At 39.7% G+C, this 15,016-nt stretch carries 17 protein-coding genes; 14 read left to right on the top strand and 3 right to left on the bottom strand.

All coding sequences use genetic code 11. The features are described 5' to 3' along the window. Nucleotides 1-211: 211 nt before the first annotated feature. Nucleotides 212-667: an ACT domain-containing protein gene (locus tag AA0X71_RS07380; protein ID WP_413360893.1), complete on the top strand. Its 456-nt coding sequence runs from the start codon at nt 212-214 to the stop codon at nt 665-667. 87 nt (nt 668-754) lie between these two features. Beyond that, on the top strand, nt 755-1,621 hold the full coding sequence (gene pheA, locus AA0X71_RS07385; RefSeq protein WP_413360896.1) for a prephenate dehydratase: 867 nt from the start codon (nt 755-757) through the stop codon (nt 1,619-1,621). A gap of 10 nt (nt 1,622-1,631) precedes the next feature. Here pheA and AA0X71_RS07390 read toward each other — a convergent pair whose 3' ends face one another. After that, nucleotides 1,632-2,171: a transcription repressor NadR gene (locus AA0X71_RS07390; RefSeq protein WP_413360898.1), complete on the bottom strand. Its 540-nt coding sequence runs from the start codon at nt 2,169-2,171 to the stop codon at nt 1,632-1,634. A 268-nt stretch (nt 2,172-2,439) separates the two neighbouring features. On the opposite strand from AA0X71_RS07390, the gene safA reads away from it, so the two are divergent. From safA to yajC, 10 genes are all read left to right on the top strand, one after another. Then, complete coding sequence (gene safA / locus AA0X71_RS07395) at nt 2,440-3,957, top strand: SafA/ExsA family spore coat assembly protein (protein WP_413360901.1); 1,518 nt, start codon at nt 2,440-2,442, stop codon at nt 3,955-3,957. After that, complete coding sequence (locus tag AA0X71_RS07400) at nt 3,911-4,933, top strand: aminoglycoside phosphotransferase (protein ID WP_413360903.1); 1,023 nt, start codon at nt 3,911-3,913, stop codon at nt 4,931-4,933. The genes safA and AA0X71_RS07400 overlap by 47 nt, the downstream gene beginning before the upstream one ends. A gap of 103 nt (nt 4,934-5,036) precedes the next feature. After that, on the top strand, nt 5,037-5,753 hold the full coding sequence (locus tag AA0X71_RS07405) for a YhcN/YlaJ family sporulation lipoprotein (RefSeq protein WP_413360906.1): 717 nt from the start codon (nt 5,037-5,039) through the stop codon (nt 5,751-5,753). 167 nt (nt 5,754-5,920) lie between these two features. Next, nucleotides 5,921-6,448 carry a BofC C-terminal domain-containing protein gene (locus AA0X71_RS07410; protein WP_413362521.1) on the top strand — a complete coding sequence of 176 codons (528 nt, stop codon included), beginning with the start codon at nt 5,921-5,923 and terminating at the stop codon, nt 6,446-6,448. Nucleotides 6,449-6,974: 526 nt separating this feature from the next. Then, the gene (gene ruvA / locus AA0X71_RS07415) at nt 6,975-7,583 is read left to right on the top strand and encodes a Holliday junction branch migration protein RuvA (RefSeq protein ID WP_413360908.1); all 609 of its coding nucleotides are present in this window, start codon (nt 6,975-6,977) and stop codon (nt 7,581-7,583) included. A 16-nt stretch (nt 7,584-7,599) separates the two neighbouring features. Then, entirely contained in the window at nt 7,600-8,613 is a 1,014-nt protein-coding gene (gene ruvB / locus AA0X71_RS07420; RefSeq protein WP_413360910.1) for a Holliday junction branch migration DNA helicase RuvB, read from the top strand. Continuing rightward, entirely contained in the window at nt 8,597-8,803 is a 207-nt protein-coding gene (locus AA0X71_RS07425) for a DUF2905 domain-containing protein (protein WP_413360912.1), read from the top strand. Before ruvB ends, AA0X71_RS07425 begins: the two co-directional genes overlap by 17 nt. 75 nt (nt 8,804-8,878) lie before the next feature. Further along, the gene (gene queA / locus AA0X71_RS07430) at nt 8,879-9,907 is read left to right on the top strand and encodes a tRNA preQ1(34) S-adenosylmethionine ribosyltransferase-isomerase QueA (RefSeq protein ID WP_413360914.1); all 1,029 of its coding nucleotides are present in this window, start codon (nt 8,879-8,881) and stop codon (nt 9,905-9,907) included. A gap of 48 nt (nt 9,908-9,955) precedes the next feature. Beyond that, nucleotides 9,956-11,095 carry a tRNA guanosine(34) transglycosylase Tgt gene (tgt, locus tag AA0X71_RS07435; RefSeq protein ID WP_413360917.1) on the top strand — a complete coding sequence of 380 codons (1,140 nt, stop codon included), beginning with the start codon at nt 9,956-9,958 and terminating at the stop codon, nt 11,093-11,095. Nucleotides 11,096-11,133: 38 nt separating this feature from the next. Continuing rightward, complete coding sequence (gene yajC / locus AA0X71_RS07440) at nt 11,134-11,418, top strand: preprotein translocase subunit YajC (RefSeq protein ID WP_413360920.1); 285 nt, start codon at nt 11,134-11,136, stop codon at nt 11,416-11,418. 100 nt (nt 11,419-11,518) lie between these two features. Here yajC and AA0X71_RS07445 read toward each other — a convergent pair whose 3' ends face one another. Then, nucleotides 11,519-11,956, bottom strand: coding sequence for a TIGR04086 family membrane protein (locus tag AA0X71_RS07445; RefSeq protein ID WP_413360922.1), 438 nt, complete (start codon nt 11,954-11,956; stop codon nt 11,519-11,521). A gap of 222 nt (nt 11,957-12,178) precedes the next feature. On the opposite strand from AA0X71_RS07445, the gene AA0X71_RS07450 reads away from it, so the two are divergent. After that, nucleotides 12,179-12,814 carry a DUF421 domain-containing protein gene (locus AA0X71_RS07450; RefSeq protein WP_413360924.1) on the top strand — a complete coding sequence of 212 codons (636 nt, stop codon included), beginning with the start codon at nt 12,179-12,181 and terminating at the stop codon, nt 12,812-12,814. Between the two features lie 24 nt (nt 12,815-12,838). Here AA0X71_RS07450 and spoVB read toward each other — a convergent pair whose 3' ends face one another. Next, nucleotides 12,839-14,398, bottom strand: a complete 1,560-nt coding sequence (gene spoVB, locus AA0X71_RS07455; RefSeq protein WP_413360927.1) for a stage V sporulation protein B — start codon at nt 14,396-14,398, stop codon at nt 12,839-12,841. 185 nt (nt 14,399-14,583) lie between these two features. Between spoVB and AA0X71_RS07460 the strand changes: the two genes are divergently transcribed. Continuing rightward, nucleotides 14,584-14,880 carry a post-transcriptional regulator gene (locus AA0X71_RS07460; RefSeq protein ID WP_413360929.1) on the top strand — a complete coding sequence of 99 codons (297 nt, stop codon included), beginning with the start codon at nt 14,584-14,586 and terminating at the stop codon, nt 14,878-14,880. Nucleotides 14,881-15,016 lie beyond the last annotated feature (136 nt).

Consider the following 15,016-nt stretch of genomic DNA (forward strand, 5'->3'; position numbering starts at 1 on the left):
ACCCTTTTCACTGTATAATTAAGTACAGGTTTTAACTTTGAGAATTGTCTAGCTCCAGCGCCTATCGCCTAATAAACTTCAGGTCCCCTCCCTACGGTAAGTCAATCTCGATTCGCTAACGCTCATCGGGTTTCCTTTATCTCAGTCGAGGCTCCTCCAGTTTGTACGGCGAAGAGCAAGGCGCTTGCGCATTTCTAATGGGGTGGGGGAAATGAGTAAAGATAAATTTGATAGAAAATTTTTCTTAGTACGTGAAGATGTCTTGCCTGAGGCTATGAGAAAAACACTAGAGGCTAAGGAAATGATTGAGCGAAAAAAAGTGGAATCCGTATGGGATGCGGTTCAACAGGTTGATTTAAGTCGAAGTGCTTTTTATAAATATAGAGACACTGTTTTTCCATTTCATACAGTTGTGAAGGAAAAATTAATTACCTTATTCTTTCACTTAGAGGACCGTTCTGGTACACTGTCACAGCTCTTGGGAGTGGTCGCCGCTTCAGGATGTAACGTTCTAACGATCCATCAAACGATTCCGCTTCAAGGGAGAGCCCAGGTAACTCTTTCCCTCAACATTACGGGAATGGGTATCGAAATCAATGAATTGTTGGCTAACTTAAAAAAGCTTGAATTTGTCGAAAATGTTGAAGTACTAGGGTCTGGGGCATAGCTTCAGCCCCAAGATTTTGCCTTGAATTATTTGAAATTTTAGACAAACAAGAGATATAGAGGAAGACTTCAGGGGAGGAATATCATAATGAAAATTGCATTTTTAGGACCGAAAGCAACCTTTACAGACATCGCCGTACGTGAAATGTTTCCAGCTGATGAGGGAATCCCGTATATGACCATTCCTGATTGCTTGGATGCCGTTATAAAGAATGAAGTGGATGCTTGTGTTGTTCCGTTAGAGAACGCATTAGAAGGCTCAGTCAATATTACTCTTGATTATTTAATCCATGAAATGCCCCTTCCCATTCTTGCGGAATTAACAGCTCCTATCAGACAGCATTTAATGATTCATCCGCAAAACAAGGGAGATTGGAAAAAAATAGATGTCATCTATAGTCATTCCCATGCGATTGCCCAATGCCATAAATTTCTTCATTTAAATTGCAACGGGGTCAGAAGAGTAAGTGTTACTTCGACAGCAGCAGCAGCCAAACATATTCTTGATCATCCTACAGAACAAGCTGCAGCCATTGCCAATGAATTAGCGGCAGAAGAATATGGGCTAGAAATTGTCGCACCTGACATTCATGACTTTGATTTCAATCATACACGCTTTATTGTATTAGCGAAGGAGCCGATTGAATTATCAGCTAGTCCATTAACGATGGCAGGGAATAAGACATCTTTAATGATCACCCTTCCGGCAGATGATCGTTCTGGGGCTCTTCACCAAGTATTGTCTGCATTTGCATGGAGAAAGCTAAATCTTTCCAAAATCGAGTCTCGTCCAACGAAAACAGGGCTTGGCAATTATTTTTTCCTAATAGATGTTGAAATGAAAATGGATGATGTGTTAATTCCAGGTGCAATTGCAGAACTCGAAGCACTTGGGTGTTCTGTGAATGTTTTGGGGAGTTATCCGTATTTTCAAGTGCAAAAAAGGAGCCGTTAAGCTCCTTTTTTTAGTTATTATCAATTAAGAATCCTTTTTCACGTAGTGCTTTTTCTGCTTGATTTAAAGCTTCTTCAGTTGGAGCAGCGATCGTATGTAAATGAATGCCATCTGTTAGTTCGGATAAATAAGAGGCCTTTGTAGCATTGATTTTTTCGATAAATTGCTCCACTTCTTTTGCTGTTGAGACCATAATGGAGGCCGTTAAATCCCCATATACAGAGTGTTCGATTTTAACATCTAGGATGGTTACCCCGTGATTGACTAGAAGTAATAGTTCCTCCTCCGTTCTCTCAGGGCGATGTACACAGGCGATCGTTCTTTCCACTCTATTTGTCATTTCAGGTCTTTTCATATACAAATAGCCTTGACTTGTAGCGATAATGGGCTCTCCTTTTGCTTTAAGCAATGTGATATCTCCAACAATCACTTGTCTGCTGACATTTGTCTTCACCGCTAATTCACTTCCAGTTATCGGTTCATGGCTTGATTGGAGCCATGATAATATTAATTCCCTTCTTTCATCTCCGAGAATTTTCTGTCCCTTCATCTTTCTCCACCTTTTTCTATATAAAAGTTTTTCTTTATAAGTTCTTCTGAAAATAGTTTATCGTAGTTTATCCTATCAGTCGACGTTCAAGTGAGTTTGTGAACATAACGTTCGTCTTTTTGACAAATTTCAAGCTTGTACGAGAATCTTTTCACCATCTAATAACATAATTTATTTCGATTACGCATAAGTTTTTTTGAAGATTATTAGCAAATTACCTACACAATCATACAATATATGGACATTTGCATAGGAGGGAGAAGTCACAGTGAAGATCCATATCGTACAGAAAGGGGATACTCTTTGGAAAATCGCCAAAAAGTACGGCGTAAATTTTGAAGAGCTGAAGCAACTCAATTCACAGCTCAGCAATCCTGATATGATCATGCCCGGAATGAAAATAAAAGTTCCAACTGCTGGGGGAAGCGTCAAAAAAGAATCTCCTATTAGTGGTCAAAAAGAAGCTAAGCTGAATTTGGGTGTGAAAAAAGAAAAACAGATACAACAGCACCCTTTTGTAAAGGAAAAGAAAAAAGAAGCACCGATTATGGAAAAGCCAAAACCTGAGATTCCGAAAATGGAAACTCCGAAAAAACCATTTGTGCCGAAAATGCCTAAGCCAATTATTCCGGAAATTGACATTAACAATTACTATATGATGAATATGGCTAATGTGAATGTGGAACAAAAGCCACATCAAGCACCACAATTACCACCGAAACCAACCAATATTTTACCTGAAGCAGAACCAGCAAAACCTTATAAGCCAACAGAAACGGCTTCTATGGAGGAATCATCTTCAATGGAAATGCCGATTAAAGGAGGATTTCAGCAACCAATGAACCCGTTCAAACCTTATCCTGCACCAGGAATGACAGCTCCAGGAGGATATCCATATCAGCAAGCACCAGCGATGCAGCAACCACCTTACTATGGCGGAATGCCCGGCGTAGAAAATGATTTTGGTGAGGAATCATCACCATTTATGCCTAATCAGCCAGCAGGAATAATGGGAGCATATGATCATCCTCAAATGCCGCCTATGCCAAACATGCCAAACATGCCAAACATGCCAAACATGCCGCAAATGGCACCGCAAATGGGCAACATGCCAAACATGCCGCAGATGGCAGCGGAAATGGGCAACATGCCACCAATGCCACAAGTGTCACCAGAGATGGCGAACATGCCGCCGATGCCACAAATGGCGCCAATGATGCAGGCACCATATCCTTGTCCTCCATATCAGGCACCATATCCAATGCCATATGGACCGGGACCAGGATTTGCCCAGCCATTTCCAGCATATCCACCAGCATATGGTCCAGGACCACAACTTGCTGGGGCTTATGACATGCCATACGGACCAAATCAACCAATGCCAGCCGTACAAGGAGCAATGGAGGAGAAAGACTGTGGATGTGGTGGACCTCAATTTGTTGGAAGCTATGGACCTCCTCAGCCACCAGTTGGCTATGGAATGCCTGGAGGATTTGCACCGCATTATCCTGGAATGGCACCGGCAGGGTATGAAGGAGAATACCCAACAGGCTATGAAGCTGAAGGGGAGTATCCAGAAGCAGGAAGCTATGGACCGGGGATGCCAGCACAAGGAGCGATGGCGCCAGGAATGCCAGGTGCGTATGGACCAGGGGTAGCACCTGTATATACTCCACCATATGGTCAGCCATTCGCGAGCCCGCCGTTTATGAATCCTTATGGGCCAATGGGGGCTGGGTATGGAATGCCTAGACCTACAAACGAAAGTGATGAAAGTGACGATTAACGATCACGGAGGAGACGGTTTATACATGGATCGTCTCCTTTTTTATTTAAAAAGCCAGCTGCCTCTACAAGTAAAGTCCATTAAACCAATCCGCAATCATGTTTTTTTGCTTGAAACAGATTCTTCAAAATACGTTGTGAAAGGATATTCATCCTATCGCCGTCTCAAAACTCAGATGAACATAACAGAGGACTTAATGAAAAATGGATTTACCCATACTTATTCTTTTCTTGATCTTACGAATGGTTCTCCTTTATTTTTTGAGCAAAGCTTCTATGGAATCATTGAATATCTCCAACCTTCTGAGAATGTTTTTACCTTCGCAGTACCTCATAATAGAGTTGAGGGGTTAACCCTTTTGCATGAATATCATGAAATCAGTAAAATGCTTGTCCAAAAATATGAGAGTAAATTGAAAAAGCAACATCTATTGCATAAGTGGAGAGGAAGAACAGCTACTTTCTTAAATAATATTTCCTTTATTAAATTTTTTTTGCAAAAAGAAATCATCGAAGACATTTTAAGGTGGACTGATTGGTCACTAAATGGATTAGAACAAGAATACTCAATAAAGGACTCAAATGTTATCCTACATGGAGATTTGGCCCATCATAATTTTCTTCGAACAAAAGGGGAAGAATTACACCTCATTGATTTTGACTTAATCTCGATTGGTGAAACAAGCCTAGATTATCTGCAATATGCCAATCGGATTCTTCCATATATTCATTGGTCGTTTGACAATTTATCCGAACTTGAAAAAATACAACCTTTTTTAGACTCGAAATTATTTTTGTATGGTTTAGCTTTTCCGACGGACATTTTTAGGGAATGGAACCGAGTTATTAGAGAAAAACAGTATAACAATCCTGTCATTATGCGCCAACTTCTTGATTTAACGGCTGGACAGTTTTATGAGAGACAACGGTTTGTGAAAGAATTGCAGGATGCATTAGAAGTACTTTCGAAAAAATAATTGAGATTGGTCGTAACTGACAGGATGAAAATTGAATTCCCCTCACACTCTAATAGTGAGCAAGTATATTGCTCTTATTCGAGTGTGAAGGAGGCGTTCATCATTGAAATATAAATATTTTGCATGGCCAGCCACAGTAGCGATCGCACTAGGACTCGGTGCTTGTGGAAATAATGATGAGGCAGTGGATGGGCAGGACCGTCAGCCACTTGCAGTCGGTTATCATTCCAATGAACATCATGAAGAAGACGGCGGAAATGCTAACTTAGTGAATGAAGATAACGATGGCCCGGTTACAGAAATATTAGATCATACGATTGCAGGTGAAGGAGGCAATCGTAGGCTCCTTCGTATTAATAATGAAGCAGCCCCAGATGGAGAATATAATACGACCTTATTTAGCCGTAGTGACCAAAACTATCATGCCCATTTGAATACGAATAATAGTGGGGCGAGAAGTCCTTATTACACAGCGTATAACGGAAGGCTTGCCCAAAGGGTAGCGTATACGGCGACAACTGTTGTGAATGTGGCAGATGCAAGAGCGGTCGTTCAAGAAGATCAGATCATGGTTGGTGCTGTTTTAGAGGATCCGCAGAGATCTGATGAAACAAAAGCGGCGATTCGTGAAGCTGTAGAACCCCATGCTGATGGAAAAAAAGTTACAGTCACGACAAATGACAGTATGTATAGTCGGATCCGCACCATTGATAATGAACTTCGAGATGGTGGACCTCGCGATGTGATTAATGATGATATCGACCATATTTTTAGAACGATAAGCAATGAAACAAATAGAGCTGTTGAGAATAATCAATAAAGTGAAGGAGCAAGCTGAAAAAGGTTTGCTCCTTTACTTATGGCAAAAGTTTTAATAAAAAAGGTTAATATTTCTATAAATGGTCAAAATAATAGTGGAGTTTAAAAATATTTTACAGGAATTGTATGAATTTACTTATGACTTTTAAAGAGGTGACCGTTGTGAAAATCAAAAGGTCTATGATATGTCTATTGATGGCAATTTTCCTTATCGGATCCATTGGCTTTGACAATGTTAAAGCAAAAAATGAAGAAGCGAAAGAAACGTTACAGTTTGAGCCGCTTGAAGTTCAGGTAGTACTTGAACGAATGTATCTAGACGGGGAATTCAGTCAAGAAACGGTCAAGGAAACGATTTGGTCGATGGAAGATTTTTGGGCAAAATATAATAGCTGGCAGCTTATTGATATGACGGAGGATAAAGTAGTATTTAGAGAATTTGTTGATGATATTTCACCACTCCTTAAGTCCAATGGTTATTTTGGAATTGATAATGATGGGGTATTAACGATATTTAATGGAAGACCACAAACATCGAAAATCATTCATACTTTTTTTCAATTGGACATTGGCAAGCTTGAAAGTAAAAAACATGAACAATTGAAAAAGGGGATCCCGATAAAAAATAAAGAACAGTATGTAGAAGTGTTAGAGACTTTCAAAAATTTCACCCTTGAAGAAAAGATGGCAAATTAATCTGTTAACTAGGAACCGGATAAAATCGGTTCTTTTTTCTTTTACCACGAGATTAGATTTTGAGAAAAACGCCATTTAAGATGTCTTGTCTTTAACTCGAGTAACCGGCAAACTTAAAATAAGCGGAGTTTTTTTGATTAAATCGATTGATGTCTTGTCCGTAACCTCGAGTAATCAGCAACAGTAATATAAGCGGAAATTCTCCGGTTATATCCTTCAATGGAGCTCATTTCGAGGGAAATAGGGGAAGATTTTCCGCTTATGCAGAGAAAAATCACCTATTTTCACGTTTTGGGAAGTGATAGGCGGAAATTTTCCTGCTATTCAAGCTGTTTTTCATGAGATTTACTGAATAAGAGGAAATTTTCCTGTTATATTTGAAAGCGGAACTTAGAGGCTGAGAAAAAGATGAATCAATCATAAAAGTTTATAAGACGTTCTCTTCCCTTTTAAACGACAGCTTTTCTTTATGCGTAGTGGATTGTATGGTACAATGGTGTACAGCAAAAAAGAGGGGCGAATGCAGTTGTTTGAGTTTATTCAAGGGAAGGTCGACTTTGTCGGCCCTGAATATATTGTGTTAGAGACGAGCGGAGTGGGCTTTCAGATAACAACGCCTAATCCGTTTGTTTATGCTAAAGACCAAGGAAAAGAGATAAAGGTTTATACATATCATTATGTCCGTGAAGATTTGATGGCCTTATACGGCTTTCAATCAAGGGAAGAAAAGACTCTTTTCACGAAGCTTTTAAATGTGTCGGGGATCGGTCCAAAAGGGGCACTAGCGATCTTAGCAGCAGGCGAGCCAGAACAAGTTGTTGATGCGATTGAAAATGAAGACGAAGGCTTTTTAGTGAAATTTCCAGGGGTAGGAAAGAAAACGGCAAGACAAATGATTCTCGATTTAAAAGGGAAGCTACAAAATGTCGTGCCAGACTTTTTTCCAGATCTGTTTGCACCAGAAAAAGGTGTTCGGTCTGATCGCTTAAATCAAGACCTTGAGGAAGCCATCCTTGCTTTAAAAGCGCTAGGCTATTATGAAAAGGAAATTAAGAAGATTACACCAGAATTACAGAGAGAAACATTATCGACGGACCAATATATTAAAAAAGGTCTGCAAAAATTATTAAAATAAGTAAGGGGTGAAGATCGTGGAGGATCGAATCGTGTCTGGAGAGGCGGATATTCAAGAGCTTTCAATTGAACAAAGCTTGCGACCACAAACCCTTAAGCAATATATTGGCCAGGATAAGGTAAAAGAGAACTTAGAAGTTTTTATCGAAGCGGCAAAGCTGCGCAAGGAAACATTGGATCATGTCCTCCTTTACGGTCCTCCCGGTCTTGGGAAGACGACTTTAGCAACGATTATAGCGAATGAAATGGGCGTTAATATACGGACAACCGCAGGTCCAGCGATTGAGAGACCTGGGGATTTGGCCGCCATTTTAACAGCCCTAGAGCCTGGAGATGTCTTATTTATTGATGAAATCCATCGTCTTCCAAGGTCGATTGAAGAAGTTCTCTATCCTGCAATGGAAGATTTTTGCTTAGACATCGTCATTGGTACGGGGCCGAGTGCTCGTTCCGTTCGTCTTGAGCTCCCACCTTTTACACTGGTTGGAGCAACGACAAGGGCTGGTTCTCTATCAGCACCTTTACGTGATCGCTTTGGGGTGTTAAGCAGGCTAGAGTACTATCGAGAAGAGCAGTTAAAGGAAATCGTCATTCGAACGGCTGAAGTGTTTGAGGTCGAGATTGATTCTCTTGCGGCCACAGAGATTGCCAGAAGATCGAGGGGAACCCCGCGAATTGCCAATCGATTGTTAAGAAGAGTACGTGACTTTGCCCAAGTTCGTGGGAATGGGGATATTGACCATTCATTGGCGCAAAAGGCTTTAGAGCTGTTACAAGTGGATCGACTAGGGTTAGACCATATCGACCACAAGTTATTAAAGGGGATTATTGAAAAATTCCGCGGTGGACCAGTGGGATTAGAGACGATTGCCGCAACGATTGGAGAAGAGTCAATGACGATTGAGGATGTGTATGAGCCTTATTTATTACAAATTGGCTTCTTGCAAAGAACGCCTCGTGGTCGAATTGTCACAGACTTAGTTTATCACCATTTCGGGATGGAGGTGCCTTCTGGTGAGCGGAATTCCTAAGTTTCTGATGATTGTTGGAGTAATCATTTTTGTCGTTGGATTTCTCATGCAATTTATTCACATTGGAAAGCTTCCAGGAGATATCGTCATCAAAAAAGGCAATACCACTTTTTATTTTCCGATTGTTACATCGATAATCATCAGTATCGTACTTTCCCTTATCTTTTACTTTTTAGGGAAATTTCGTTGATCAAAGTAGTAGATTTTAGGATTGATTCGCAAACTAGGAATATGCAAGCTATGAATAAGGAACAGGGTGACATCATTGAAGGTAGATTTATTTGATTTTCATTTGCCTGAAGAGCTGATTGCACAAACGCCACTAGAGGAACGGGCAAGCAGTAGACTTATGGTCTTAAATAAGGAAAATGGGCAAATTGAACATGATATTTTTAAAAATATTAAAAATTACGTAAAACCAGGTGATTGTCTCGTTCTTAATGATACGAGAGTTTTACCGGCACGACTTTTTGGAGAAAAAGAAGATACAGGAGCAAAAATTGAAGTTCTTCTTTTAAAACAGTTAGAAGGGGACACTTGGGAGACTCTTGTGAAACCAGCGAAGCGAATTAAGGAAGGCTCTGTCATTACATTTGGAAATGGCTTGCTTTCTGCTGTTTGTGTTGGTGAAAAAGACCATGGTGGACGACTTCTACAATTTCGCTATGAAGGAATCTTTTATGAGGTATTAGAGGCTCTTGGTGAAATGCCTCTACCGCCATACATAAAAGAACAGCTGGAAGACAAGGAAAGATATCAAACTGTCTATGCAAAGGAACGTGGCTCAGCGGCCGCTCCAACGGCAGGTCTTCATTTTACTGAAGAGCTTCTTGAAGAATTAAAGGAGATGGGCGTCCATATCACTTTTATTACGTTGCATGTTGGTCTCGGCACCTTCCGTCCTGTCAGTGTGGATGATATTTTGGAGCATGAAATGCATGCTGAATTTTTTCAAGTAACAGAGGATACGGCTCATCTGTTAAACGAGGTACGTAAAGATGGTGGAAGAATCATCTCTGTCGGAACCACTTCAACGAGGACATTAGAAACGATCGCATCAAAGCATAAAGGAAAGTTCGTTGCTGACAGTGGTTGGACAGATATATTTATTTATCCAGGCTATGATTTTAAGGCGATTGATGGCATGATCACGAATTTTCATTTGCCGAAATCTACACTCATCATGCTTGTCAGTGCATTGGCGGGTAGAGAACCTGTTTTACATGCCTACCGTACTGCTGTGGAAGAAAAATACCGTTTCTTTAGCTTTGGAGACGCGATGTTGATATTATAGTTGTCTCTTTGCAACCTTTGCAAAGTGGACATCAGGAGGTACATGAATTTGACTGCAATACGTTATGAATTAATCAAAACCTGTAAACAAACAGGAGCAAGACTTGGAAGAGTCCATACTCCCCATGGCTCATTTGAAACACCCGTATTTATGCCTGTCGGAACATTGGCGACGGTTAAGACGATGTCTCCAGAAGAGCTCGTGCAAATGGGTGCTGGTATTATCTTGAGCAATACGTATCATTTATGGCTCCGTCCAGGACATGAAATAGTGAAAGAGGCTGGTGGCCTTCATAAATTTATGAATTGGGATCGGGCTATTTTAACAGACTCTGGTGGTTTCCAAGTATTTAGCTTAAGTGAGTTCCGCAAGATTGAAGAGGAAGGGGTTCATTTTCGTAATCATTTGAACGGGGACAAGCTCTTTTTATCTCCAGAAAAAGCGATGGAGATTCAAAATGCGTTAGGCTCAGATATTATGATGGCATTTGATGAATGTCCCCCTTTCCCTGCGACATATGAATATATGCAAAAATCCGTTGAACGTACGTCAAGATGGGCGGAGAGATGTTTGAATGCTCATCAACGTCCAAATGATCAAGGTCTCTTTGGAATTGTCCAAGGTGGGGAATACGAGGAGCTCCGCAAGCAAAGTGCGAAGGATCTTGTTTCCTTAGATTTCCCTGGTTATGCAGTCGGTGGATTATCTGTTGGTGAGCCAAAGGATATAATGAATCGTGTCCTTGAATTTACGACACCGTTACTTCCTTCCAATAAGCCTAGATACCTAATGGGAGTAGGTTCGCCAGATTCATTAATAGACGGGGCCATTCGAGGGATTGATATGTTTGATTGTGTGCTCCCCTCAAGAATTGCTCGCAATGGTACATTGATGACAAGCGAAGGAAGACTTGTTGTAAAAAATGCGAAATTTGCGCGAGACTTTGGACCTATCGATGAAAATTGCGATTGCTACACATGTAAAAATTATAGTCGTGCTTACATTCGTCATCTAATTAAATGTGATGAAACATTCGGAATACGACTTACAACTTACCATAATCTCTATTTTCTGTTAAAATTAATGGAGCAAGTCCGAGAAGCGATTCGAGAGGATCGATTAGGGGACTTCAGAGAAGAATTTTTTGAAAGATATGGCTTTAATAAGCCCGACGCAAAAAACTTCTAAAATAGTAAATAGATATGGCTTGAAAGGAGGTTGGACAAATGGAAATGTTAGGTACAATTGCCCCACTGATATTAATGTTTGCGATTTTCTACTTTTTATTAATTCGCCCACAACAAAAGCGTCAAAAAGCAGTTACGCAAATGCAAAATGAACTTAAAAAAGGTGACAAGGTTGTAACGATTGGCGGACTACATGGTATCGTCGACGCAATTGATGAAGGTAAGATTGTTATCAAATGTGGAGATGGAAGTCGTCTTACATACGATCGCGCTGCGGTACGTGAAGTAACTGAATCATCAAGTGATTTACTAGCTAAGAGCTAATTCAATTCACGAAAAGAAAGCGTCGTTCTCAAGAAGAACGGCGCTTTTATAGTTTATGTTGATAAAAGATCAATAATGAAGCGAGCGTTTGCGGGCGGTCTTAAGCATTACGAGTCTTCGGAGTGCTCATATTAACTCCTAAAATACCACCCATCATCGCTGTGATGATATAGCATACATGGTAAATCATTTGCTCCAATGAAAAGAGACTATCGTAACCTAAGTATTGAAATAGAAAAATAATGATTGTGTAGAGAACCCCAGTTAGAGTCCCAATAAGCCAACCCTTTTCCTTTCCTTTTCTGCCCGTGATAAATCCTCCTGCAAATAAGGTGATGAAGGATATAATGGTCGTTATGACCCCTAATGACGATTCTTGCGTACTCGTAAACCTAAGGATAATAGAGAATATAAAACTCGAAATGATTAACAGTAAAAAGATGGCAATTACTCCGTATAAGACAGCAATTCCATGGTTTTTTGACTCTTCTATTTTGACCCTCTCCCTTCGTACGAGAATACATATATTTTTGTACAAGTAGAATGCTCAGTCCAGCGAAAATGCAGGGCTGAACAAGCCTTTTGCTTGTCTTAGTACATGCATATTCATGTGAGTTGAAAAATAGAAGCGAATCTTTTTTAAATTCTATACTCAGGCCGTTTTTATCATGAAATTCTGCTTTTTCATATTTACGAAAAGGATTGAGAATAATAACGAAGGAGTCGGAACAGATAGAATAAGCATGAAAGGGGAAAAAATGTGGCTGATCTTTTTCAGATTGCACTTAGAACGTTATTTTTTTATGCCCTCATCATCCTAATTTTCCGCATGATGGGAAAGAGAGAGATTGGCGAATTAAGTATATTGGATTTAGTTGTATATATTATGATTGCCGAGTTGGCGGTTGCTGCAATAGACAGCCCGAAAGATAATCTTCTCTTTGTCGTAACGCCCATGATTCTCCTGATGACCATTCAAATTGTTTTTGCTTACATTTCATTAAAGAGTAAGAGTTTTCGGGATGTGGTGGAAGGAAAACCAACATTGATCATCAATAAGGGGAAAATCGATGAAAAAGAAATGAAAAAGCAACGTTATAATTTTGATGACCTTTTGCTCCAATTAAGAGAACAAAATGTTCGAAATATCGCCGATGTAGAATTTGCCATTCTTGAGACCTCTGGAAAGCTAACCGTTTTTGAAAAAGAACAAAATGAAGGGAGCTATACAATTCCTCTGATCATTGATGGAGAGATTCAAGAAAAAAATTTAGAACGGATTGACAAGAATATGCTATGGATCAGACAAGAACTAAGAAAACGTGGCTATCGAGATATAAAGAAAATCTCCTTTTGCAGTTATCAAAACGGGGAATTTTTTATCGATCTGAAATAAAGGAGACTCAGTATGGAGTCTCCTTTATTTGAATGCAAACCAAGCTAAAAAATCACCAATCTTTGGAATTCTTTGTAAATCATTTTTTCGAATTAAGCCGAATAAGAGAAGAAGAATACAATAGCTTAAACTCATCACGAAGGTAGCCAGTATAATGTGGAAGGCAAGTGGAACATCTGAAATTTGCTCAAAAGTATAAAATCCAAGCCACCCTGAGAGGCCCATCACAATAAAGGCTTTTACATAATCGAGAATATAAAAAGTAAAGGAAATACGCTTCAAAACGGTGGCAAAATGGAGAAATGTTACCAATACAATGCCGATAATGATTCCAAGTGCAGCCCCGTTTATGCCAAAGCTCGGTTGACTGGCAAGAGCCAAGATGACACCAAGCTTAACAGCGGACCCTATAATACTATTAATCATTGCTGCTCGTGCTAAGTCTAATGCTTGTAACGTTGCTTGAAGTGGTCCTTGGTAATAATAGAAAAGGAAGAATGGAGCCATTATTTTGATAAAAATTGCGCCAGATGTTGAGCCATACATAAATTCCATTAATGGATCTGCTAAAACATATAACAAGACAATAGCAAGTCCACCTGTTAAGAAGACGAAACGTAATGCCTGCTGTAATCGATATTCAATCAGCCCTTTATCATTTTTTGAGTTGGCTTCACTAATAGCCGGTACTAGCGAAGTCGATAAAGAATACGTAATAAACGAAGGAAGAAACAAGAGAGGCATAGCGAACCCAGTAAGGGAACCATATTGTTTCGTTGCTAAGGCCGTTCCAACTCCCGCTAAAGCTAGACTATATGAGACGACAATTGGTTCAAGGAACCAGGAAAAGTTTCCGATTAATCTACTTCCCAAAGTCGGTAGGCCCACGCCCATTAATTCATTAAAAGTAGATTTCCCAGCTTGTATTTGCTTAAAGAAATTTCTTCTAACAGGAAATTTCTTTTTAATTTTGAAGGTGGTAACTAAATAGAGTAACGACATCAGTTCCCCAATAACGGCGGCAAGCATCGCTCCTGCAGCTGCGAATTCGATTCCGTATGGTAAAAACATTTTTGTTAAGACAGCAATGAGAGCGATTCTGATGACTTGTTCAATCACTTGAGAATAGGCAGCAGGTTTCATGTTTTGTCTTCCCTGAAAATATCCTCTTATGACAGCTGAAATGGCAACAATCGGAATGATCGGTGTAATTGCAAGTAATGGTAATTTCGTGCGATTATCGGTAAATAATAGGTCAGATAAATAAGGGGCGCTGAAAAATAAGGCAGGTGTGAACAATAAAGACAAGGAGATGGTTGTCGTGAGTGATACGACTAATATTTTCTTGATTTTCTTAAAATCTCCTTTTGCTTCTGCCTCAGCCACACTTTTTGAGATGGCAACAGGAAGTCCTAATTGTGTGATGGTAATAACAAGCATTAGTGTAGGAAATGCCATCATATAGAGGCCGACTCCCTCTTCTCCGATAAATCGGGCAATCACAATACGATTGATAAATCCGAGAACTCTTGTCACTAATCCCGCTACTAATAAAATAATCGTTCCTTTGAGAAACTTAGACATCTTGCTCCCTGCCTTCTGGATATAAGTTCTACAAGACAATGCTTGGAAAGAAAAATAGTATTTTCATGGAAAGTCGCTTTCAGAATAGTCTTAGATCATATACAATTATCTATATGCATGAATGTGGACAAAGCATGACAAGTTGTTTCGTTTTCTATATGAAGTTTTATCTAGGAGGAGTCTAAATGAGCACTGTCCATGAATACGACCGTTTCCGCAATGAAGTGAAACCGGCTCTCGTAAGTAAAGCGGAAGAATTAAATCTATTAGGTTATGGAACGATTAGGGAGCAACAATTGTGGGATTTTTTAACGAGTAAGAAATGGAAACGAGTCAAAGAGGACATTAAACTATATGAGATTGTAGCTGATATTCTTTCATTAAAACCTGGTGAATATATGAGTTTTGCCTCTGTTGAAGCCTTGAAGCTCCTTGATTTTTCCCTTGAGGACGAAGCAGAGCTAAAAGAACTATTAAAATGAACCTAGCTCTAACATACAAAATTGACACCTATTCTAAACTGTTTCATAATAATCATATTGACTTTCTTGCCAATGAAATAATAGGTTAACAGCACTAAAGAAACGGTTTGTGCGTTCTTTTAAGGAGGATTTCTAC

Origin of the sequence: Robertmurraya phoenicis (genome assembly GCF_047302285.1) — a bacterium.
Classification (GTDB): Bacteria; Bacillota; Bacilli; order Bacillales; family Cytobacillaceae; genus Robertmurraya.

Coding starts and splice junctions, on each gene's coding strand:
- spoVB (WP_413360927.1), bottom strand. CDS start 14,398: ATGTCTAAGTTTCTCAAAGGAACGATTATTTTATTAGTAGCGGGATTA.
- AA0X71_RS07460 (WP_413360929.1), top strand. CDS start 14,584: ATGAGCACTGTCCATGAATACGACCGTTTCCGCAATGAAGTGAAACCG.
- AA0X71_RS07390 (WP_413360898.1), bottom strand. CDS start 2,171: ATGAAGGGACAGAAAATTCTCGGAGATGAAAGAAGGGAATTAATATTA.
- AA0X71_RS07400 (WP_413360903.1), top strand. CDS start 3,911: ATGGAATGCCTAGACCTACAAACGAAAGTGATGAAAGTGACGATTAAC.
- pheA (WP_413360896.1), top strand. CDS start 755: ATGAAAATTGCATTTTTAGGACCGAAAGCAACCTTTACAGACATCGCC.
- yajC (WP_413360920.1), top strand. CDS start 11,134: ATGGAAATGTTAGGTACAATTGCCCCACTGATATTAATGTTTGCGATT.
- AA0X71_RS07380 (WP_413360893.1), top strand. CDS start 212: ATGAGTAAAGATAAATTTGATAGAAAATTTTTCTTAGTACGTGAAGAT.